Below are 15,546 nucleotides of genomic sequence, written 5' to 3' on the forward strand. Positions count from 1 at the left end.
TTATAGTAGGTGGTTGTGTGAATTTATGGGTTGCGAAGTGGTGGCTTTTTAAGCAACAAAACATCGTTACTATGTGGTTATATGTTGTATTAATCTTTTATTTAAACTTTTGAGTAAATAATAGTGTGCGCAAAGCGAGTGGGTAATTCCCCAGAAGCCCACGCCACGGGCAGTGAGCTGGATCGTATCGACAAGCGTATTCTCAAGCTGCTTCAAGAGGATGCGACGCTTTCCAATGTGGCGCTGGCCGAGCAGGTGAACCTCAGCCCTGCGGCCTGTTTGCGGCGTGTCGAAAAGCTGAAGCGAGACGGTGTGATCAGCCGGATTGTGGCCCACCTGAACCCAGAGCCACTGCAGGCAGGCATGGTGGTGTTGATTGGCGTGGTGCTGGACCGCTCGACGCCAGAATCCTTTGCGGCGTTCGAAGCGGCGGCTCAAAAAGTGTCGGGCTGCATGGAGTGCCACGTGGTCACGGGTGAGTTCGACTACTTCATGCTGGTGCGCACCAAGGACAGCCAAAGCTTCAACCGGCTACACGCCGAGCAGTTGCTCTACCTGCCCGGCGTGCGTCAGATCCGTTCGTTTATGGGGCTGCGGGAGGTGGTGTCGACCCACAAGGTACCGATTTAGGCTTTGTACGAAAACTGCCTACGCTCGCCCATACGGCGTTAAAAATCGGCTCAAAGTACTCATTTACACCTTGTAAACTCCGTCTTTTCGCCGATTTTTGCCTTGTCTGGCCATCGCTCGCCGACTTCTCATACAAAGCCTAGTCTCTGGGAAAACGCGCTTCCAGCTCGGCAACCTGCTCTGAGGTCAGCCCGCGCGGGTTCTCTCCCCGCAGCAGCAGGTAAAGCTTGGCGGTCTCTTCCAACTCTTCGGTGGCATACACCGCCGCTTCGAGGTTTTTGCCTGCCACCACCGGGCCGTGATTGGCCAGCAGCACCGCGCTGTGCTTGCCCGCCAGGCCCCGCACCGCTTCGCCCAACTGGGGGTCGCCAGGGATGTGATAGGGCACCAGCGGCAGCTTGCCCACCCGCATCACGTAGTAGGCAGTGAGTGGCGGAATACAGTCGCAGGGGTCGACCCCCGGCAAACACGACACCGCCACCGAATGAGTGGAGTGCAGATGTACGATAGCGCCGGACTGCGGGCGCTCGTCGTACATGGCCATGTGCAGGAACTGCTCCTTGGTAGGGGCATCGCCGCTGAGCAGCTGGCCGTGTGGGTCCAGGTGCGAAATACGTGCCGGGTCCAGCCGCCCCAAGCAGGCATTGGTGGGCGTCATCAGCCAGCCGCCATCGTCCAGCCGCACGCTGATGTTGCCGCTGGAACCCATGGTGAGGCCGCGGTCAAACAGAGACTTGCCGAGCGTACTGATCTGCTCGCGCAGGGTGTTCTGATGTCGATGGCGAAGGGGCGTGCTCATGCCAGCACCTCGAAGGCCCGGGTGAAGAAGTCCACGCCGCCAAAGTTGCCAGACTTAAGCGCCAGCGAAAGCGGCGCCTCGCGGCCTGGCCACGGGGTCTGGGTCCAGGGCACGCCGGGGTCGATCTGCTCGCCGATGCGCAGCGTGGTAATGCCCAGCGCCGAGACCACCGCACCGGAAGTCTCGCCCCCGGCCACCAGCAAGCGGCCCACGCCTTCGTTGACCAGCGTGACCGCCAACTGGCTCAGTGCGGTTTCCACCAGGTGCCCTGCCTGGGCAACGCCCAACGCAGCCTGAGCGGCTTTCACATTGTCTGGGTCGGCCGAGGCGTAGATCAGGGTGGGTGCCTGCAACGATAAACGCTGCAGGGCGAAGGCCAGCGCCTGTTCCCACTGCTTGTCGCCTTCGCTCAGCGATAAAGGGTCCAGCGCAAAGCCTCCGTCCGGATGCTTGGCCAAAAAGTCGGCCACTTGCGCCAGAGTGGCCCGTGAACAGCTGCCGGAGAGCACCAACGCCCCACCTGCCGCAGACGCTAAACGCCCTGGTTCAGCGATCGTTGCCAGCCAGCCCTGGGCGCGGTACTGAGCGGGCAGCGCCTGCCCCAGGCCCGAGCCGCCGGTGATCAACGGAAGTAACACCGTCGCTTCGGCCAGCACATCGAGATCCTGCTCATCCAAGGTGTCACAGATCACATGACGGATGCCCTGCTCGGCCAGTGATGACAAGTGCGCACCTGTGGCCTCAGCACCGTTCGCTAACACTTGGCGGCTGGCTAGCCCCACGGCGTGAGGCGTTTGGCGGGAAAGCACGCGGACGAGATCGGCATCCTGCATGGGATTGAGCGGGTGGTGCTGCATGCCGCTGTCGTTGAGCAAACGGTCGCCGACGAACAGATGCCCCTGGTACACCGTGCGGCCATTAACCGGAAAGGCTGGCACCATCACGGTCTGAGAGGCACCCAGCGCCTCCAGCAATACATCGGCCACGGGGCCGATGTTGCCCTCGTCGGTGGAGTCGAAGGTGGAGCAGTACTTGAAGAACAGCTGGCGGGCGCCCTGTGCGCGCAACCACTCAAGCGCGGCCAGGGAGTCGGCCACAGCGTCTTGCACCGGGCAGGAGCGCGACTTGAGCGCCACCACCACGGCATCGATGTCGCGAAGGTCCACCGCTTCCTGCGGCACGCCGATCACCTGAAGGCAGCGCATGCCGCCGCGCACCAGGTTATTAGCCAAATCGGTGGCACCAGTGAAGTCGTCGGCAATAGCGCCAAGGAGAAGAGTCATGTGTCGCTTCCGTGGTCAGAGGTTAAGAGGTGGCGCTATTCAGGCGTGCGCGCTTGATAAGTGGCATAACAATCGTGACAGCCAGCAACAGCGCCGCCACCGCCAGTAACGAGGCGCTGATGGGTCGCGTGAAGAAAATAGACAGATCCCCCTGCGACATGGAAAGCGCACGGCGAAGCTCGCTCTCGGCGATGGGTCCCAACACTAAGCCAAGAATGATGGAGACCAGCGGGAACTTGAGTTTCTCCAGCAGGTACCCCAGCACACCGAAGCCAAGCATCAGCCACACATCGAACATCGAGTTGCGCACCGAGTAGGTGCCCACGATGCAGCACATGATAATGATGGGCCCAAGAGCGGAATACGGAACGTTCAGCAGCTTGGTAAACAGGGTGATGAAGGGCTTGGAGAACAGCAGGATCATGAAGTTGACGATAAACAGGCCGGCAAACACGGCATAGATCAGGCTGCTATGCGTCATCATGAACATGGGCCCTGGCTGCAGGCCGTGCATGATGAATGCCCCCAGAATCACGGCTGTTGTGCCACTGCCGGGGATGCCCAGGGCAAATAGCGGCACCAGAGCTCCCATGGCGGCGGCATTATTGGCCGACTCGGGAGCCGCTATGCCCTCGGGTGCCCCTTTGCCAAATTTCTCGGGATGCTTGGACCAGCGCACCGTCTCGCTATAGCTGACCATGGCGGCTGTACTGGCACCGATGCCCGGTAGGATGCCGATGATGACGCCAATCAGGGACGAACGCGTCAGCGTCGGGCCAATCTTGCGCAGGATGGGCAGGTCAAAGATCTTAACCTTCACCTTCTTGAGCGGCTGATGAGTGTCTTGATCCAGAGCACGCTTCATGACCTCCGAGACGGCGAACAGACCCACGATCATGGGAATCAGTCCGACACCTTCCATCAGGTTCAGGTTATCGAAGGTGTAGCGGCTAGTGCCGGTGAGCGGGTCGATCCCGATGGTGGCGATGAATAGCCCCAAGGTCGCGCCGATCAAGCCATAAATCAAGCGCCCGCCGAGTGAAGCCACCACCGTCAACCCTAATACCGCCAGAGCAAAATACTCCGGAGACGAAAAGCGCAGGGCCATGGTGGCCAGCATCGGTGTGAAAATGATCAGGGCAATGGTGCCGACCAGCCCGCCAATGGCCGAGCTGAGCACACCGATGCCCAGCGCTTTGCCGGCCTGACCTTGCTGCGTCATGGGGTAGCCATCGAACGCGGTCATGACCGCCTCCGGGGTGCCGGGCGCACGGTAGAGAATGGCCGTGATCAGCCCCGAGAAAACCGTGGCTCCATAAATGGCTGTCAGTACCATGAATGCCGTGGTGGAGTCCATGCCGTAAGTGATGGGTAGCAGAATCACGACCAAAATCACACCGCTGATGCCCGGCAAGGCACCACCGATGAAGCCAATGAACACGGCAGAGGTCAGCAGCAACAGGTTCAGAGGCTGCATCACGACGGCTAGCCCGCCAAGAAAATTCTCAAGCATGGGTAGCTCCTTGACAGAAAACAGTGATGACAAGGGAGAGCATCAGGCGTAACGGGCTCATAGCGGTATCCCCAGCAGCATGACGAAGACGCCCTGCATCAGCAGCGCAGCGATAACTAACGTGGCCGCGATGACCCGCCAGGAGCGTGCGCCTAGCAACAGCGTACATACCAATGTGAACGCCACGCTGGCAGCCAGGAAGCCAATCAAGCCAATTAGCCAGGTATAGACGAGCGTGGCAGCGATCAGCCACCAATGGCGCGTCGATGCCAGCGTAAGGCGCCACGGCTTGGGTGCTTCATCAACGGGCTCGTCGTCGTAGCGCTTGCCTTGCTTGGCATCCCGCCAAGTGGTCAGCAACAGCGCCGCGCCCAATCCAATGAGCGCCAGCAAGAGGGTCAGCGGCCAGACACGTGGGCCGATGAAGGTCGACACTTGCTCCGAACTAGGAAATTGCAAAGTAGGCACTAGGCTGGCAAGGCCGAGCACTACGATGGCCATCGCAAAGAGAGAAATCCTGGCGTACATGATCAACCCCGAAGGGAGCATGGCACGAACAATCCGCAACGCATTGCTCGTGCCGATGAATATCGAAAGGCAAGCAGCGGTGGCTGCCTGCCTTTCCCCGGTACGAGTGGCTTACTGCTCGTTGCTGAGCAGCCGCGAGTAAAGCTCGTAGTTGTGCTCGAGGCGCTCGCGGTAGGCGTCGCCCGCCATCCAGCCGTCGCGGTAGGTCAGGTTCACGCGCTCGGCATAGGCCTGGTAGTCTTCCGAATCGAAAATGCCCTTCAGCACTTCCTCAAGCCGTTGAACGAGCGGGGCGGGGGTATCCGCATGGACAAACACGGCCCGGTCGTTGCCATCGGTCAGGTCCCAGCCATACTCCACGGTGGTGGGAACATCGGGGAAGTCGGCCAGGCGCTCATCGCTGAACACGAGGATCGGCATCATCTGGCCCGCTTCAATGTAGCTCAGCAGTGGGCTCAGCGAAGTCGTGGAAGCATCGATATTGTTGCCTAGGACATTGGCCGTGGCGTTGCCGGTGCTGTCGTAGGGGATGAAGCTCATGTCCAGGCCAGACGCGTCACGCAAGGAGAGAAAAGACACGTGGTCGGGGCTCGCCGTGTGCGTGCCACCCACGGTGACCTTGCCGGGGTTGGCCTGGGCATACTCCAGGAACGACTCGAAATCCGGGTAACGCTGCGGATTGACGAACAGCGCCATGACATCCGACTGCATGCGTGCCACGGGGGTAATCTGATCCAGGCCTACCGGGTTTTGCCCGGCCGCTAACGAGGTCACGTAAGTGGTCGAGGCAAAGTCCAGTGTATGGCCATCCGGGGCGCCATTGGCGGTGCGTTGGTGGGCTAGTGCACCTGAAGCCGAGGGCAGGTTGATCACCGTGATGCGCGCGCCTCCCAGGGCCTCTTCGAACATGGGGCGAACCACGCGGGCGAAGTTATCCACGCCGCCCCCAGCGCCAGCGGCCACCAAGAACTGGATCGGTTTGGTCGGGTAGTCGGCTGCTTCATCGGCCTGGGCGACCATGGCGGTGCTGATCAGAGCAACGCCCAGAGTCGTCATTTTCAGTGCGTGCGGTGTGAGCAAGAGCTTGGTAAGCATGGTGTTTCTCCTGACGGATTATTGTTGCTTTATTGTTTTGCGCAAGGCGCGCAACGGGCCCATGGAGCCAGCGACCCTCAGGCCAGCGTGCTGGCGTGATCGGCTTTATTGACAGCGTATTGTTGCTTGAACAGCTCATCTTGCTGTAGTCGAAGTTGCCTGAGTGTCGAGTCCGGCAGGGTGACATCGGCCAGTGTGATGGGCTGCTGGGGTGCGATATCACGAATGACCTCGGCACCGGGTAGTAGGTAAAAGGGCACCTTGGCGCTGGGTGACAGCGGCTCGGCGGGGTGAATTTCAGGGCGCAGGCCTTCGATGTGGCGATGATGTCCGCGCATCTCCAGGCGCTGGCCAGCCGCGATGGGCTGGGTAGCCCGTGCGGTCAGGTCGAAGCTCGGTGTGGTGGCATGGCCGCCGCCGGAGGTCTGTTGATTGAGCACCACATCCAGCAGCGAGATAGGCGCTTCCAGCCCCAGCAGGTGGCGCGGCAGGTAGATCATGGCGCTACGCTCGCTGCGGCTCAGCACATGCCCCTTGTCGCGCAGCAGTGTCCAGACATGCGGGTCTTCACAGCGCACGACAACGAATACCCCACCGGCAAAACTCAGCTCATCCGGACGGCGCAGGCAGTTGAACACTTCAAGGCGCTCCAGCCCTTGCAGCATCCCCCCTTCCGCCTGCAGGTCGAGCAACGTAGGGACTTCGGCGGTACGCAAGACCATGGCGTGAAACTCTGGCCGATCCGGGCACAGCCCGGTGGCGTTGGCCACGTTGACCATTTCACACAGGTCCGGCACGGAAATTTGCGGTATGTCGGCCAGCAGGCGGCTGCGTGCCTCAATCACCTCGCGTTCGCCCCCTGGAGGCAGTTCCCACAGGTCGCTCAGGCTTGGTGCGGGGTAGCGCACGCCATTGCACTCGACCGTGGCGTTGGCTTCATCCCAGATGAAGTCATATTCACTGCTCTTGCCCGCCGCAATGATCTCGAAACCCAGGGTTTTGGCCCAGGTGAGTAGGCTAATCAGCAGGCTGGGCTGGTCGCCATCCATGGGGGTAAATAAGCGGCCCTGCTGGTATGCCAGGCGAGTCAGATAAGGGCCCACCACGGACTCGGTCTCCTTGGTGGCAATGCCGACGTGTTTACCGGCCAACAGGGCGGCTTCCGCGTAGCGTGCGCCAACGTCCGGAATGCCCGTGGACTCGACCAGGATATCGAACGGCAGCGCCTTGATGGTTTCAAACGCAGCAGTCGCGATAAAAAAGCCGCTTTCCCAGGCCTGTTCTGCATCGCTGGCAGAATGGCATACCATTATTTGAGCTTCTGGAACCCCCGCATGACGAAGCGCCTCGACTGCTTTATCGGCATGGATATCGATGGCGATACGCGCTGATAGACCGCGCATCTGGAGTGCCTGACGTAATACGCCACGACCAAAATCCCCTGCGCCTGCGATGCAGGCTTCTACCACCTTGTCGGTATCAAAATGTTGTAAGTAGTTCATGAGGTGTGGGGCTTCCTGTGTCGGGACGCTCAGCCGAGGCCATCGCATGGCTTGGGGTGGCGTTATGTAGTGGTAGAGCCTGGGTTGTCATTTGTATTAAATGTAGTGGTATACCATTTTGGGGGTCAAACATTGAGGAGTTAGACTTTGGTATTTGTTAGTCGTTATTGATATGTATATCGCTGAAAAATATAGATTTTAAATTTAACGCTCATAGGCACTCTCTATTTGAAAGCCTTTGTTTGGTATGCCATTCTTGTTGCTCGCACATCACATGAAGACAGCCATGGAAGACACCACTCCGCCGAGCCAGTCGGGCCTAGTCGAAAAAGTCGCTCATTACCTGCGTGAACACATCGTGATGGATCATTTTCAGCCGGGACAGCGGCTGCCTGAGCGCACCCTTGCAGACGAGCTCCAGGTATCGCGCACGCCCATGCGCGAGGCGTTCAAGATCCTCGCTGCTGAAGGGTTGGTGGTGCTGTCGCCCAATCGCGGGGCCGTGGTGGCAGAGGTGAGCCCCAAAGACATGCAGGAAAAGCTGTATGTCTTGAGTGTGCTGGAGCAGGCGGCGGCAGAACTGACCTGTTCCCACGCCAGCGATGACGAGCTGGCAGAGCTTCAGGCGCTGCATTTCGAGATGAAAGCGGCCTTTCTGCGCCGCGACCGGCAGAACTACTTTCGCCTGAACCAGGCCATCCATCGCCGCATCGTCGAGCTGGCCCGCAACCCAACGTTGACGGACATGCACGCGACCCTGAGTCGGCAGCTTTACCGCGTCCGCTACCTCTCCAACGACAAGAATGAAAAGTGGGCCAAAGCCATGGAGGAGCACGAAGCCATCATGGCAGCACTGGAATCGCGGGACGCAGAGCGAGTAGGCCAAGAGCTGCGCCGCCATCTGGCCAAGACGTGGGTGAAATATACCAGCGCAGAAAATGATGCCTGAGAGAGGGTCTCACGCAGCGGAGGTAAGCTCGGGCTAAGCTGGAACCAATGCCCAGATGAGAGGATGCGCCATGTACAAGCCAGGCGGTAATGCGTTACTTACTAATTGGTCATCCCCTCCTGGCGTAGCGCTAGCCACTTCTTAAGTACTCCCACCCACTTGCAGCGTAAACCCCACATCATGCTGGCGGCGGTAGACGTTTTTGCCGCTGAGTCGCCGAATGAGTTCTTTCGCGGCCAGGCGGCCCATCTCTTCTCTTGGGGAGAGAATGGTGGTGAGCTGTGGCGTCACGTGCTGGCCAAGCGGCAGGCCGTTAAATCCGGCAATCGCGATGTCGCCCGGTACATTAAGGCCCTGGCGCTGTGCGGCCAGTAGTGCCCCAGCGGCTAAGTCGTCATTGGCAAAGTGAATGGCTTGTGTTTGCGGGTAGAGGGTTAATACCTGCTGTAAACTCTCTGCTCCGGCTTGCAAACTGCCTAGCGTGTCGAGTTCCACCAACGGGGCTTCTATCCCCTTCGCTTGTAGCACCTTTTTATGCCCTTCGTAGCGCATGCCTGCCCGGTAATCCTGAGACAGTCGCGCGCCCACATACACAATGTGGCGATAGCCTTGATCGATCAGATGGGTCGCCATGCAGCGACCGGCCGCCACATGATCTAGCCCCACGTTAAGGTCCATGCCCTTGCCCAGTTCCATCACTTCCATGATGGGATGATCCCAGTTATTCAACAGGGTCTGGCAGGCGTGGTTATGGCGCAGCCCAGCGGTAATCAGCGCCGAGCATGACCAGCCTAAGAACGTGCGCACTAACTGATATTCGCGGTCTAGATCGTAGTCGGTGTTGCCCAGCAGTATTTGATATCCCTCGGCCTCTAGGGTCTCTTGCAGCCCTTTAATGACTTCAACAAATACCGTGTTGATCAGAGAGGGCACGATAACGGCGATCAGTTTAGAGCGCGAAGAGGCGAGGCTGCCCGCCACGAGGTTCGGCACGTAGCCCAGCTGTTCTACCGCCTCTAACACGCTGGTGCGTGCGCTCTCGCTCACTTTATCCGGATGATTTAAGGCGCGTGAGGCGGTGATGGGGGAAACCCCGGCCGCTTGCGCCACCTGGCTAAGCGTTATTTGATCAGAGCGACGACGCTGTTTGGAAGCCTGTGTAGAGTCTCTAGACATTGGTCGTACGTCCCTTAGGTTCAGCTTGTCGTGACAAAAAGAATAATCTAAAAGGAATGGTAGCGCTATCATGACAGCGCTACCATTTGACGATAAAAGCTTCGAGCAGCCTTGCTAAACGTAGCTGCTAAAAACAACAACAGTGAGGTAGCGGCAGGTGAGTCAAGATCAACAGCAATCCCAGCAAGTCGGCGTGATTGGCTTAGGTGCCATGGGTATGGGCACTGCCACTGCGCTACTGAGCAGCGGTTTTCAGGTCACCGGCTGTGATATTGCCAGCGGTGCCCGCGAAGTATTCAGCGCTGCTGGCGGCAAGAGTGTCGCAACGCCTGCCGAGCTCGCCCACTGTGACGTTGTGTTGGTGATTGTTGTGAATGGCCAACAGGCTGAAGAGGTGCTTTTCGGGGCACAGGGCGTGGTTGCCCACCTAGCGCCGGGTAGCGTGATCTTGCAATGCGCTACCGTGGCACCCAGCCAAGCTAAGCAGCTAGGCGAACGCCTTTCCGCAGCGGGACTGTGGATGCTGGATGCGCCCATTAGCGGTGGCGCTGCCAAGGCCAAAAGCGGTGATTTATCGGTCATGGCCTCTGGCCAGCCAGAAGTGTTTAACAAAGCGCAGCGGGTATTAGATGCCATGGCGGCCAAAGTGTATCGCTTAGGCGATACCCCCGGGGTAGGTTCCAGTATGAAGCTGGTCAATCAGCTGCTGGCGGGCGTGCATATTGCCACCGCGGCCGAGGCGATGGCGCTGGGCATTCGTATGGGCCTCGATCCCGAAGTGATTTATGAGGTGATTACCCATTCGGCGGGTAACTCCTGGATGTTCGAGAACCGCGTACCGCATATCTTGAGCGGTGATTACACGCCGCTGTCAGCGGTCGATATCTTCGTCAAAGACCTCAATATTGTTCATCAAACAGGTCGCGAGCTTTCGCTCGCAACACCGGTGGCTGCCAGCGCGTTGCAGCAATTTACCGCGGCCAGCGGCGCAGGCTTTGGGCGGGAAGATGACTCAGCGGTGATTAAGGTTTATCAGCGCTTATCGGGCATTGCGTTGCCAGAAGCGGCCAACGATGCCGAGGGAGCGAAGTAATGAGCCATCAGGGAATCGTGTTGGGCGCTATCGCCGATGACTTTACCGGAGCCACTGATCTCGCCAATAACTTGGTGCGTGGCGGCATGCGCTGCCTACAGGTGATTGGCGTGCCGCAAGAAGCAGTGAACCTGCACGATGTCGATGCGGTCGTGGTCGCGCTCAAGTCTCGCTCCTGCCCAGTGCAAGATGCCGTAACCGATTCTCTGGCAGCACTTGAGTGGCTGCGCGAGCAGGGCGCTCGCCAGCTGTTCTTTAAGTACTGCTCCACCTTTGATTCCACTGACGAAGGCAACATTGGCCCCGTAGCCGATGCCTTGCTGGAACGCCTTCATGCCCATCAAACGGTGATGGTACCTGCGTTTCCCGTTAATGGCCGCACGGTGTACCAAGGCCACCTGTTTGTCGGTGACCGTTTGCTGAGCGACAGCGGCATGCAGCACCACCCGCTCAACCCCATGCAGGATGCTGACTTGGTTCGTGTGCTCTCCCGCCAAACGCCACACCCAGTGGGCTTGGCCAACCGGGCCGTACTCGCCAAAGGTGCAGAGGCAACCCGCTCTCATTTGTCGACGCTCGCCGAGCAAGGCGTACGCCACGTGATCTGCGATAGCTTGGATGAGCAGGATTTGGACGTGCTGGCCGAAGCCACAGCGTCGATGGCGCTGGTCACCGGCGGCTCTGGCCTGGGGCAAGCGCTGCCCGCTCAGTACCGCGCACTCGGTTGGCTGGAAGACATTGCAGAGCCGGGGCGTTTAGCGTCTGCTACTGGCGGAGCCTTGGTACTGTCGGGTAGCTGTTCACGGGCCACGCTGGCGCAAGTGGCGGATTTCGTTGCCAAGCATCCTGACGGCGGTTTCGCGCTTGACCCGCTGGCGCTGGCAGAGGGCGAGCAGCAACAGCAGCAGGCGCTTGCGTTTGCGCGGCAGCGGCTATCCGACAACGCGCCGGTATTAATTTACGCCTCAGCCGACCCAGAAAAAGTGAAAAGCGCGCAAGCCTCACTCGGCGTGGAGCGAGCAGGGCACCTTGTTGAAGAGGCATTAAGCCAGTTGGCGGTAACGTTAGTGCAGGAAGGCGTGGGCCGGTTATTAGTAGCGGGCGGCGAAACCTCCGGGGCAGTGGTCTCCGCGTTAGGCGTGACGACCCTGCGCATCGGTGAGCAAATCGACCCTGGCGTGCCCTGGACTCAAGCCTCGCTGCCAGGCCGCGAGGCGCCGCTTTCGCTGGCGCTGAAGTCTGGCAACTTTGGCGGCGTGGACTTCTTCACCCGCGCCTTCGAGGTGCTGGCATGAGCACGCCCCTTCGTCATCATCACCAGAACACCCTGCGCGAGCAGATCAGCTCGCTCGGTAAATCCTTGTTCGACCGCGGCCTGACCATGGGTTCCAGCGGCAACATCAGCGTGCGGCTGGACGATGGCGGCTGGCTGATGACGCCCACCAACGCCTGCTTGGGGCGGCTGGATCCGGCACGTATTTCGCACCTGGACCCGCACGGCCAGCTGCTCAGCGGCGATGCCCCTACCAAGGAGCAGTTCCTGCACATGGCCATGTACGACGAGCGCCCGCAGTCCGGCGCTATCGTACATCTTCATTCCACTCATTCGGTGGCGGTGTCGTGTTTGCCGGGGGTAGACCCCTGCGACTGTATTCCGCCACTCACTGCCTACTACGTGATGCGGGTGGGCAAGCTGCCGCTGGTGCCCTATCACATCCCTGGCGACCCCCAGTTGGGCGAAGCGGTGCGGGGCCTGGCGGGCAAGCACAGCGCGGTGCTGCTGGCCAATCACGGCCCGGTAGTGGCGGGTAAAACTCTTGAAGCGGCGGTGTATGCCACCGAAGAGTTGGAAGAGACCGCTAAGCTTTACCTGCTGCTGCGGGGCGAGAACCCGCGAGGGCTAACGCCCGAACAGGTCGCCGAACTGGAAGCACGTTTTCCACGCGACTAGCGACGCACTGAGCAAAGCACTTAATAACGCCCATAACGACAAGAGCGCCCCATGATTCGATTAGCCGCCAACCTCAGCATGCTGTTTAACGAACACGCCTTTATCGACCGCTTTGCCGCTGCTGCAGAGGCAGGCTTTAAAGGGGTGGAGTATCTGTTCCCCTATGCGTTTGCTGCGAGTGATTTACAGCACGCGTTGAAAGAGTCCCAGTTGGAACAGGTGCTGTTTAATTTGCCGCCGGGGGATTGGGAGGCCGGTGAGCGTGGCCTTGCCAGCCTACCGGGGCGGGAATCGGAGTTTCGCGATTCGGTCACCGCAGCGCTGAGCTACGCCGAGGCCCTTAACTGCCCGCGGGTTCATGCCATGGCAGGGCTTTTGCCTGACAACGCGGATGCCGCGACTCAAGCGGAGCATCACGCCACCTATATTAGTAACCTGCGTTTTGCGGCGAGCGAGGCGGCCAAAGTAGGCAAAGATGTCCTGATTGAGCCGATTAATACCCGCGATATGCCCGGTTTTTTTCTCTCCCGCCAAGCGCAGGCCATGGCAGTGCTTGAAGAGGTGGGTGCCAAAAACCTCAAGCTTCAGTTTGATCTGTACCACTGCCAAATCATGGATGGCGATTTGATTCGTCATCTGGAGCGTCAGTTTAACGCCATTGGCCATATTCAAATCGCCGGCGTGCCTGATCGCCACGAGCCTAATGTGGGCGAAGTGCATTACCCCGCTATTTTTGAACGCTTAAGCGCGCTGGGGTATCGCGGCTGGGTGGGCTGTGAGTACCGCCCCCAGGCGGCCACTCGGGCAGGGCTGTGGTGGGGAGCGCCCTGGGGCTTAACGACACATTAAGTCGTTTGCGATGGCCAATACGTCCTCCCATACAAGAACAACGCAACATTAGGAATCGCATCATGCATATTGCCATTACCGGTGCCGCTGGCTTTTTGGGCCAGCGCCTCGCTCAGCAGTTGATCCAGCGTGGCGAGCTTCGCCAGCAATCGATCACGCAACTAACGCTGATTGACCAAGTGGAAGCGCCGTCGCCCTCCGCAGGCGCGATCACAGTGGTGTCGCGAGCGGTGGATATTACCCAGCCCCACGCATTAGACGAGGTGTTAGATCAGCGCCCTGACGTGATTTATCACCTGGCAGCCGTTGTCAGCTCTGCCGCAGAAGCTGATTTAGAACTCGGCATGCGGGTCAATTTTGATGCAACGCGGGCACTGCTAGAAGGCTGCCGCGCCCGAGGCCTGCGCGATACACGCTTCATCATGGCCAGCTCCGTGGCGGCCTACGGCGGCGCGCTGCCGGAGGTGCTTGACGACATGACCGCGCTGCATCCGCAGAACTCCTACGGTGCCCAAAAGGCCATGTGCGAACTGCTCATTAATGACTACAGCCGTCGTGGCGAGATTGATGGCTTGGTGCTTCGCTTGCCTACCATTGTGATCCGCCCCGGCCGCCCGAATGCCGCGGCCTCCAGCTTTGCCTCCAGCATTTTGCGTGAGCCGCTCAATGGTGAAGAGGCCATCTGCCCTGTGCCCACCACCCTTGAAATGTTTGTGATGTCGCCGGGCAAAGTGGTCGATGCGCTGGTGCACGGTGCCCAGGTACCTCGTGAAGCACTCGCACCGTTTCGCGCGTTTATGCTGCCGGGCATCACGGTGAGCGTCGCCGACATGCTTGAAGCGCTTCGCACGGCGGCCGGGGAGCAGGCCCTAGCGCTTGTTAAACATGCCCCCGACCCGCGTATCGAAGCCATTGTCGCCAGTTGGCCCGCCCGCTTTGAAACTGACAAAGCGAGCCAGCTTGGTTTTGTTGGCGACGATGACTTTACCCAAATCATCGATAGCTTTATGGCTGAGCAGCACCCATGAACGGCTATTACCCATCTGATTCACCCCACTGCCGATAGGGCAGAACGCCACAAGGAGACGCCTACGCCTCCTTCACTACTCACCCTCACAACAACATAAAGAGGGATTTATCATGACCAAGCGCTTCACTCGACATGCACTCGCGACTGCTATCAGCGCCATGGCGACGGCCAGCATTGCACTGCACGCTCAGGCAGCCACGGATATCAGTTTGGGGCACACGCTCTCTTCCACCTCTCACTACTCGGTAGGTGCCGAGGCGTTTAAAGAGACACTAGAACGTCTATCCGACGGTGCCTTTACGGTCACTGAGCACGCCTCCGGCTCCCTCGGCGGCGAGCGGGAAATGATCGAGGGCCTGCAGATTGGCACCGTGGACGTGGTGATTACCTCCAGCGGCCCGTTGGGTAACTTTGTGCCGGAAACCTACGTGCTGGATTTGCCGTTCCTGTTTGAAAACTACGACCAAGCCCGCTGCGTACTGGACAGCGAGCTCGGTGACGAGCTGCTGGAGAAGATGAGCGACCATGGCCTAGTCGGTATGGCGTGGTCTGAAAACGGTTTCCGCCACCTCACCAACAGCCAGCGCGAAATTGCCAGCCCAGCGGATGCGGAAGGGTTACGGGTTCGCACCATGGAAAACGCGGTACACCAAGAAGCGTTCCGCCAAATGGGTGCACGACCCACCCCGATGGCGTTCCCGGAGCTGTTTACCGCGCTTCAGCAGGGCACCGTCGATGGTCAGGAAAACCCGATTACGGTCATTGTGGCCACCAACTTCTGGGAAGTGCAGGACTACCTTTCCCTGACCGGGCACGTTTATTCACCGGCCATCGTACTGGGCTCACCGATCTTGCTAGATGGCCTCAGCGAGGAGGAGCGTGACTGGTTTATGCAGGCCGCAGCGGCCTCGGTAGACGCCACTCGCGAAGAAGTATCGCGCCTTGAGCGGGAAGGGGTTGCGCTGCTGGAAGCCAACGGCATGACGGTGAAAACCGATATCGACCCCGCTCCCTTCCAAGCGGCGGTGGAACCGGCCTATGAAATCTTTACCTCTCAGTACGGCAGCGAAATGCTAGAACGCATTCGTGAAAAAGCGGGTAGCTGCTAAGCACTTCCTTCACTGCGGCCTCTGGCAATGCCAGAGGCC

The 15,546-nt window shown here is 59.5% G+C and carries 15 protein-coding genes; 8 read left to right on the forward strand and 7 right to left on the reverse strand.

Translation table 11 applies throughout. The annotated features are described in order from the left end of the window. Positions 1–138 precede the first annotated feature (138 nt). Entirely contained in the window at positions 139–630 is a 492-nt protein-coding gene (locus IEW65_RS12465) for an Lrp/AsnC family transcriptional regulator (protein WP_188639791.1), read from the forward strand. A 139-nt stretch (positions 631–769) separates the two neighbouring features. Here IEW65_RS12465 and otnC (IEW65_RS12470) read toward each other — a convergent pair whose 3' ends face one another. The 6 genes from otnC (IEW65_RS12470) to IEW65_RS12495 form a co-directional block, all read right to left on the reverse strand. Next, positions 770–1,429, reverse strand: a complete 660-nt coding sequence (otnC, locus tag IEW65_RS12470) for a 3-oxo-tetronate 4-phosphate decarboxylase (protein WP_188639792.1) — start codon at positions 1,427–1,429, stop codon at positions 770–772. Further along, a complete protein-coding gene (gene otnK / locus IEW65_RS12475) occupies positions 1,426–2,712 on the reverse strand; it encodes a 3-oxo-tetronate kinase (RefSeq protein WP_188639793.1) in 1,287 nt (428 codons plus the stop codon). Before otnK (IEW65_RS12475) ends, otnC (IEW65_RS12470) begins: the two co-directional genes overlap by 4 nt. Before the next feature lie 22 nt (positions 2,713–2,734). Further along, positions 2,735–4,225: a tripartite tricarboxylate transporter permease gene (locus tag IEW65_RS12480; RefSeq protein ID WP_188639794.1), complete on the reverse strand. Its 1,491-nt coding sequence runs from the start codon at positions 4,223–4,225 to the stop codon at positions 2,735–2,737. Between the two features lie 57 nt (positions 4,226–4,282). After that, a complete protein-coding gene (locus IEW65_RS12485; protein WP_229755556.1) occupies positions 4,283–4,753 on the reverse strand; it encodes a tripartite tricarboxylate transporter TctB family protein in 471 nt (156 codons plus the stop codon). A gap of 111 nt (positions 4,754–4,864) precedes the next feature. Further along, positions 4,865–5,833 (reverse strand): Bug family tripartite tricarboxylate transporter substrate binding protein, encoded by a 969-nt coding sequence (locus IEW65_RS12490; RefSeq protein ID WP_229755557.1) that lies wholly within the window; start codon positions 5,831–5,833, stop codon positions 4,865–4,867. 92 nt (positions 5,834–5,925) lie between these two features. Further along, complete coding sequence (locus IEW65_RS12495; RefSeq protein ID WP_188639796.1) at positions 5,926–7,350, reverse strand: flagellar biosynthesis protein FlgA; 1,425 nt, start codon at positions 7,348–7,350, stop codon at positions 5,926–5,928. A 286-nt stretch (positions 7,351–7,636) separates the two neighbouring features. Between IEW65_RS12495 and IEW65_RS12500 the strand changes: the two genes are divergently transcribed. Next, on the forward strand, positions 7,637–8,299 hold the full coding sequence (locus tag IEW65_RS12500) for a GntR family transcriptional regulator (protein ID WP_188639797.1): 663 nt from the start codon (positions 7,637–7,639) through the stop codon (positions 8,297–8,299). Positions 8,300–8,440: 141 nt separating this feature from the next. Here IEW65_RS12500 and IEW65_RS12505 read toward each other — a convergent pair whose 3' ends face one another. Next, the gene (locus IEW65_RS12505; RefSeq protein WP_188639798.1) at positions 8,441–9,475 is read right to left on the reverse strand and encodes a LacI family DNA-binding transcriptional regulator; all 1,035 of its coding nucleotides are present in this window, start codon (positions 9,473–9,475) and stop codon (positions 8,441–8,443) included. 157 nt (positions 9,476–9,632) lie between these two features. On the opposite strand from IEW65_RS12505, the gene ltnD reads away from it, so the two are divergent. The 6 genes from ltnD (at position 9,633) to IEW65_RS12535 (ending at position 15,507) form a co-directional block, all read left to right on the forward strand. Next, a complete protein-coding gene (gene ltnD, locus IEW65_RS12510) occupies positions 9,633–10,568 on the forward strand; it encodes an L-threonate dehydrogenase (RefSeq protein WP_188639799.1) in 936 nt (311 codons plus the stop codon). Further along, positions 10,568–11,863, forward strand: coding sequence for a 3-oxo-tetronate kinase (gene otnK, locus IEW65_RS12515; protein ID WP_188639800.1), 1,296 nt, complete (start codon positions 10,568–10,570; stop codon positions 11,861–11,863). Before ltnD ends, otnK (IEW65_RS12515) begins: the two co-directional genes overlap by 1 nt. After that, positions 11,860–12,519, forward strand: a complete 660-nt coding sequence (otnC, locus tag IEW65_RS12520; protein WP_188639801.1) for a 3-oxo-tetronate 4-phosphate decarboxylase — start codon at positions 11,860–11,862, stop codon at positions 12,517–12,519. The genes otnK (IEW65_RS12515) and otnC (IEW65_RS12520) overlap by 4 nt, the downstream gene beginning before the upstream one ends. Before the next feature lie 51 nt (positions 12,520–12,570). Continuing rightward, the gene (otnI, locus tag IEW65_RS12525) at positions 12,571–13,368 is read left to right on the forward strand and encodes a 2-oxo-tetronate isomerase (protein WP_188639802.1); all 798 of its coding nucleotides are present in this window, start codon (positions 12,571–12,573) and stop codon (positions 13,366–13,368) included. A gap of 62 nt (positions 13,369–13,430) precedes the next feature. Then, positions 13,431–14,396, forward strand: a complete 966-nt coding sequence (gene denD, locus IEW65_RS12530) for a D-erythronate dehydrogenase (RefSeq protein ID WP_188639803.1) — start codon at positions 13,431–13,433, stop codon at positions 14,394–14,396. Positions 14,397–14,508: 112 nt separating this feature from the next. Beyond that, positions 14,509–15,507, forward strand: coding sequence for a TRAP transporter substrate-binding protein (locus IEW65_RS12535; RefSeq protein ID WP_188639804.1), 999 nt, complete (start codon positions 14,509–14,511; stop codon positions 15,505–15,507). Positions 15,508–15,546 lie beyond the last annotated feature (39 nt).

This window comes from Vreelandella lutescens (assembly GCF_014640815.1).
Lineage (GTDB): Bacteria > Pseudomonadota > Gammaproteobacteria > Pseudomonadales > Halomonadaceae > Vreelandella > Vreelandella lutescens.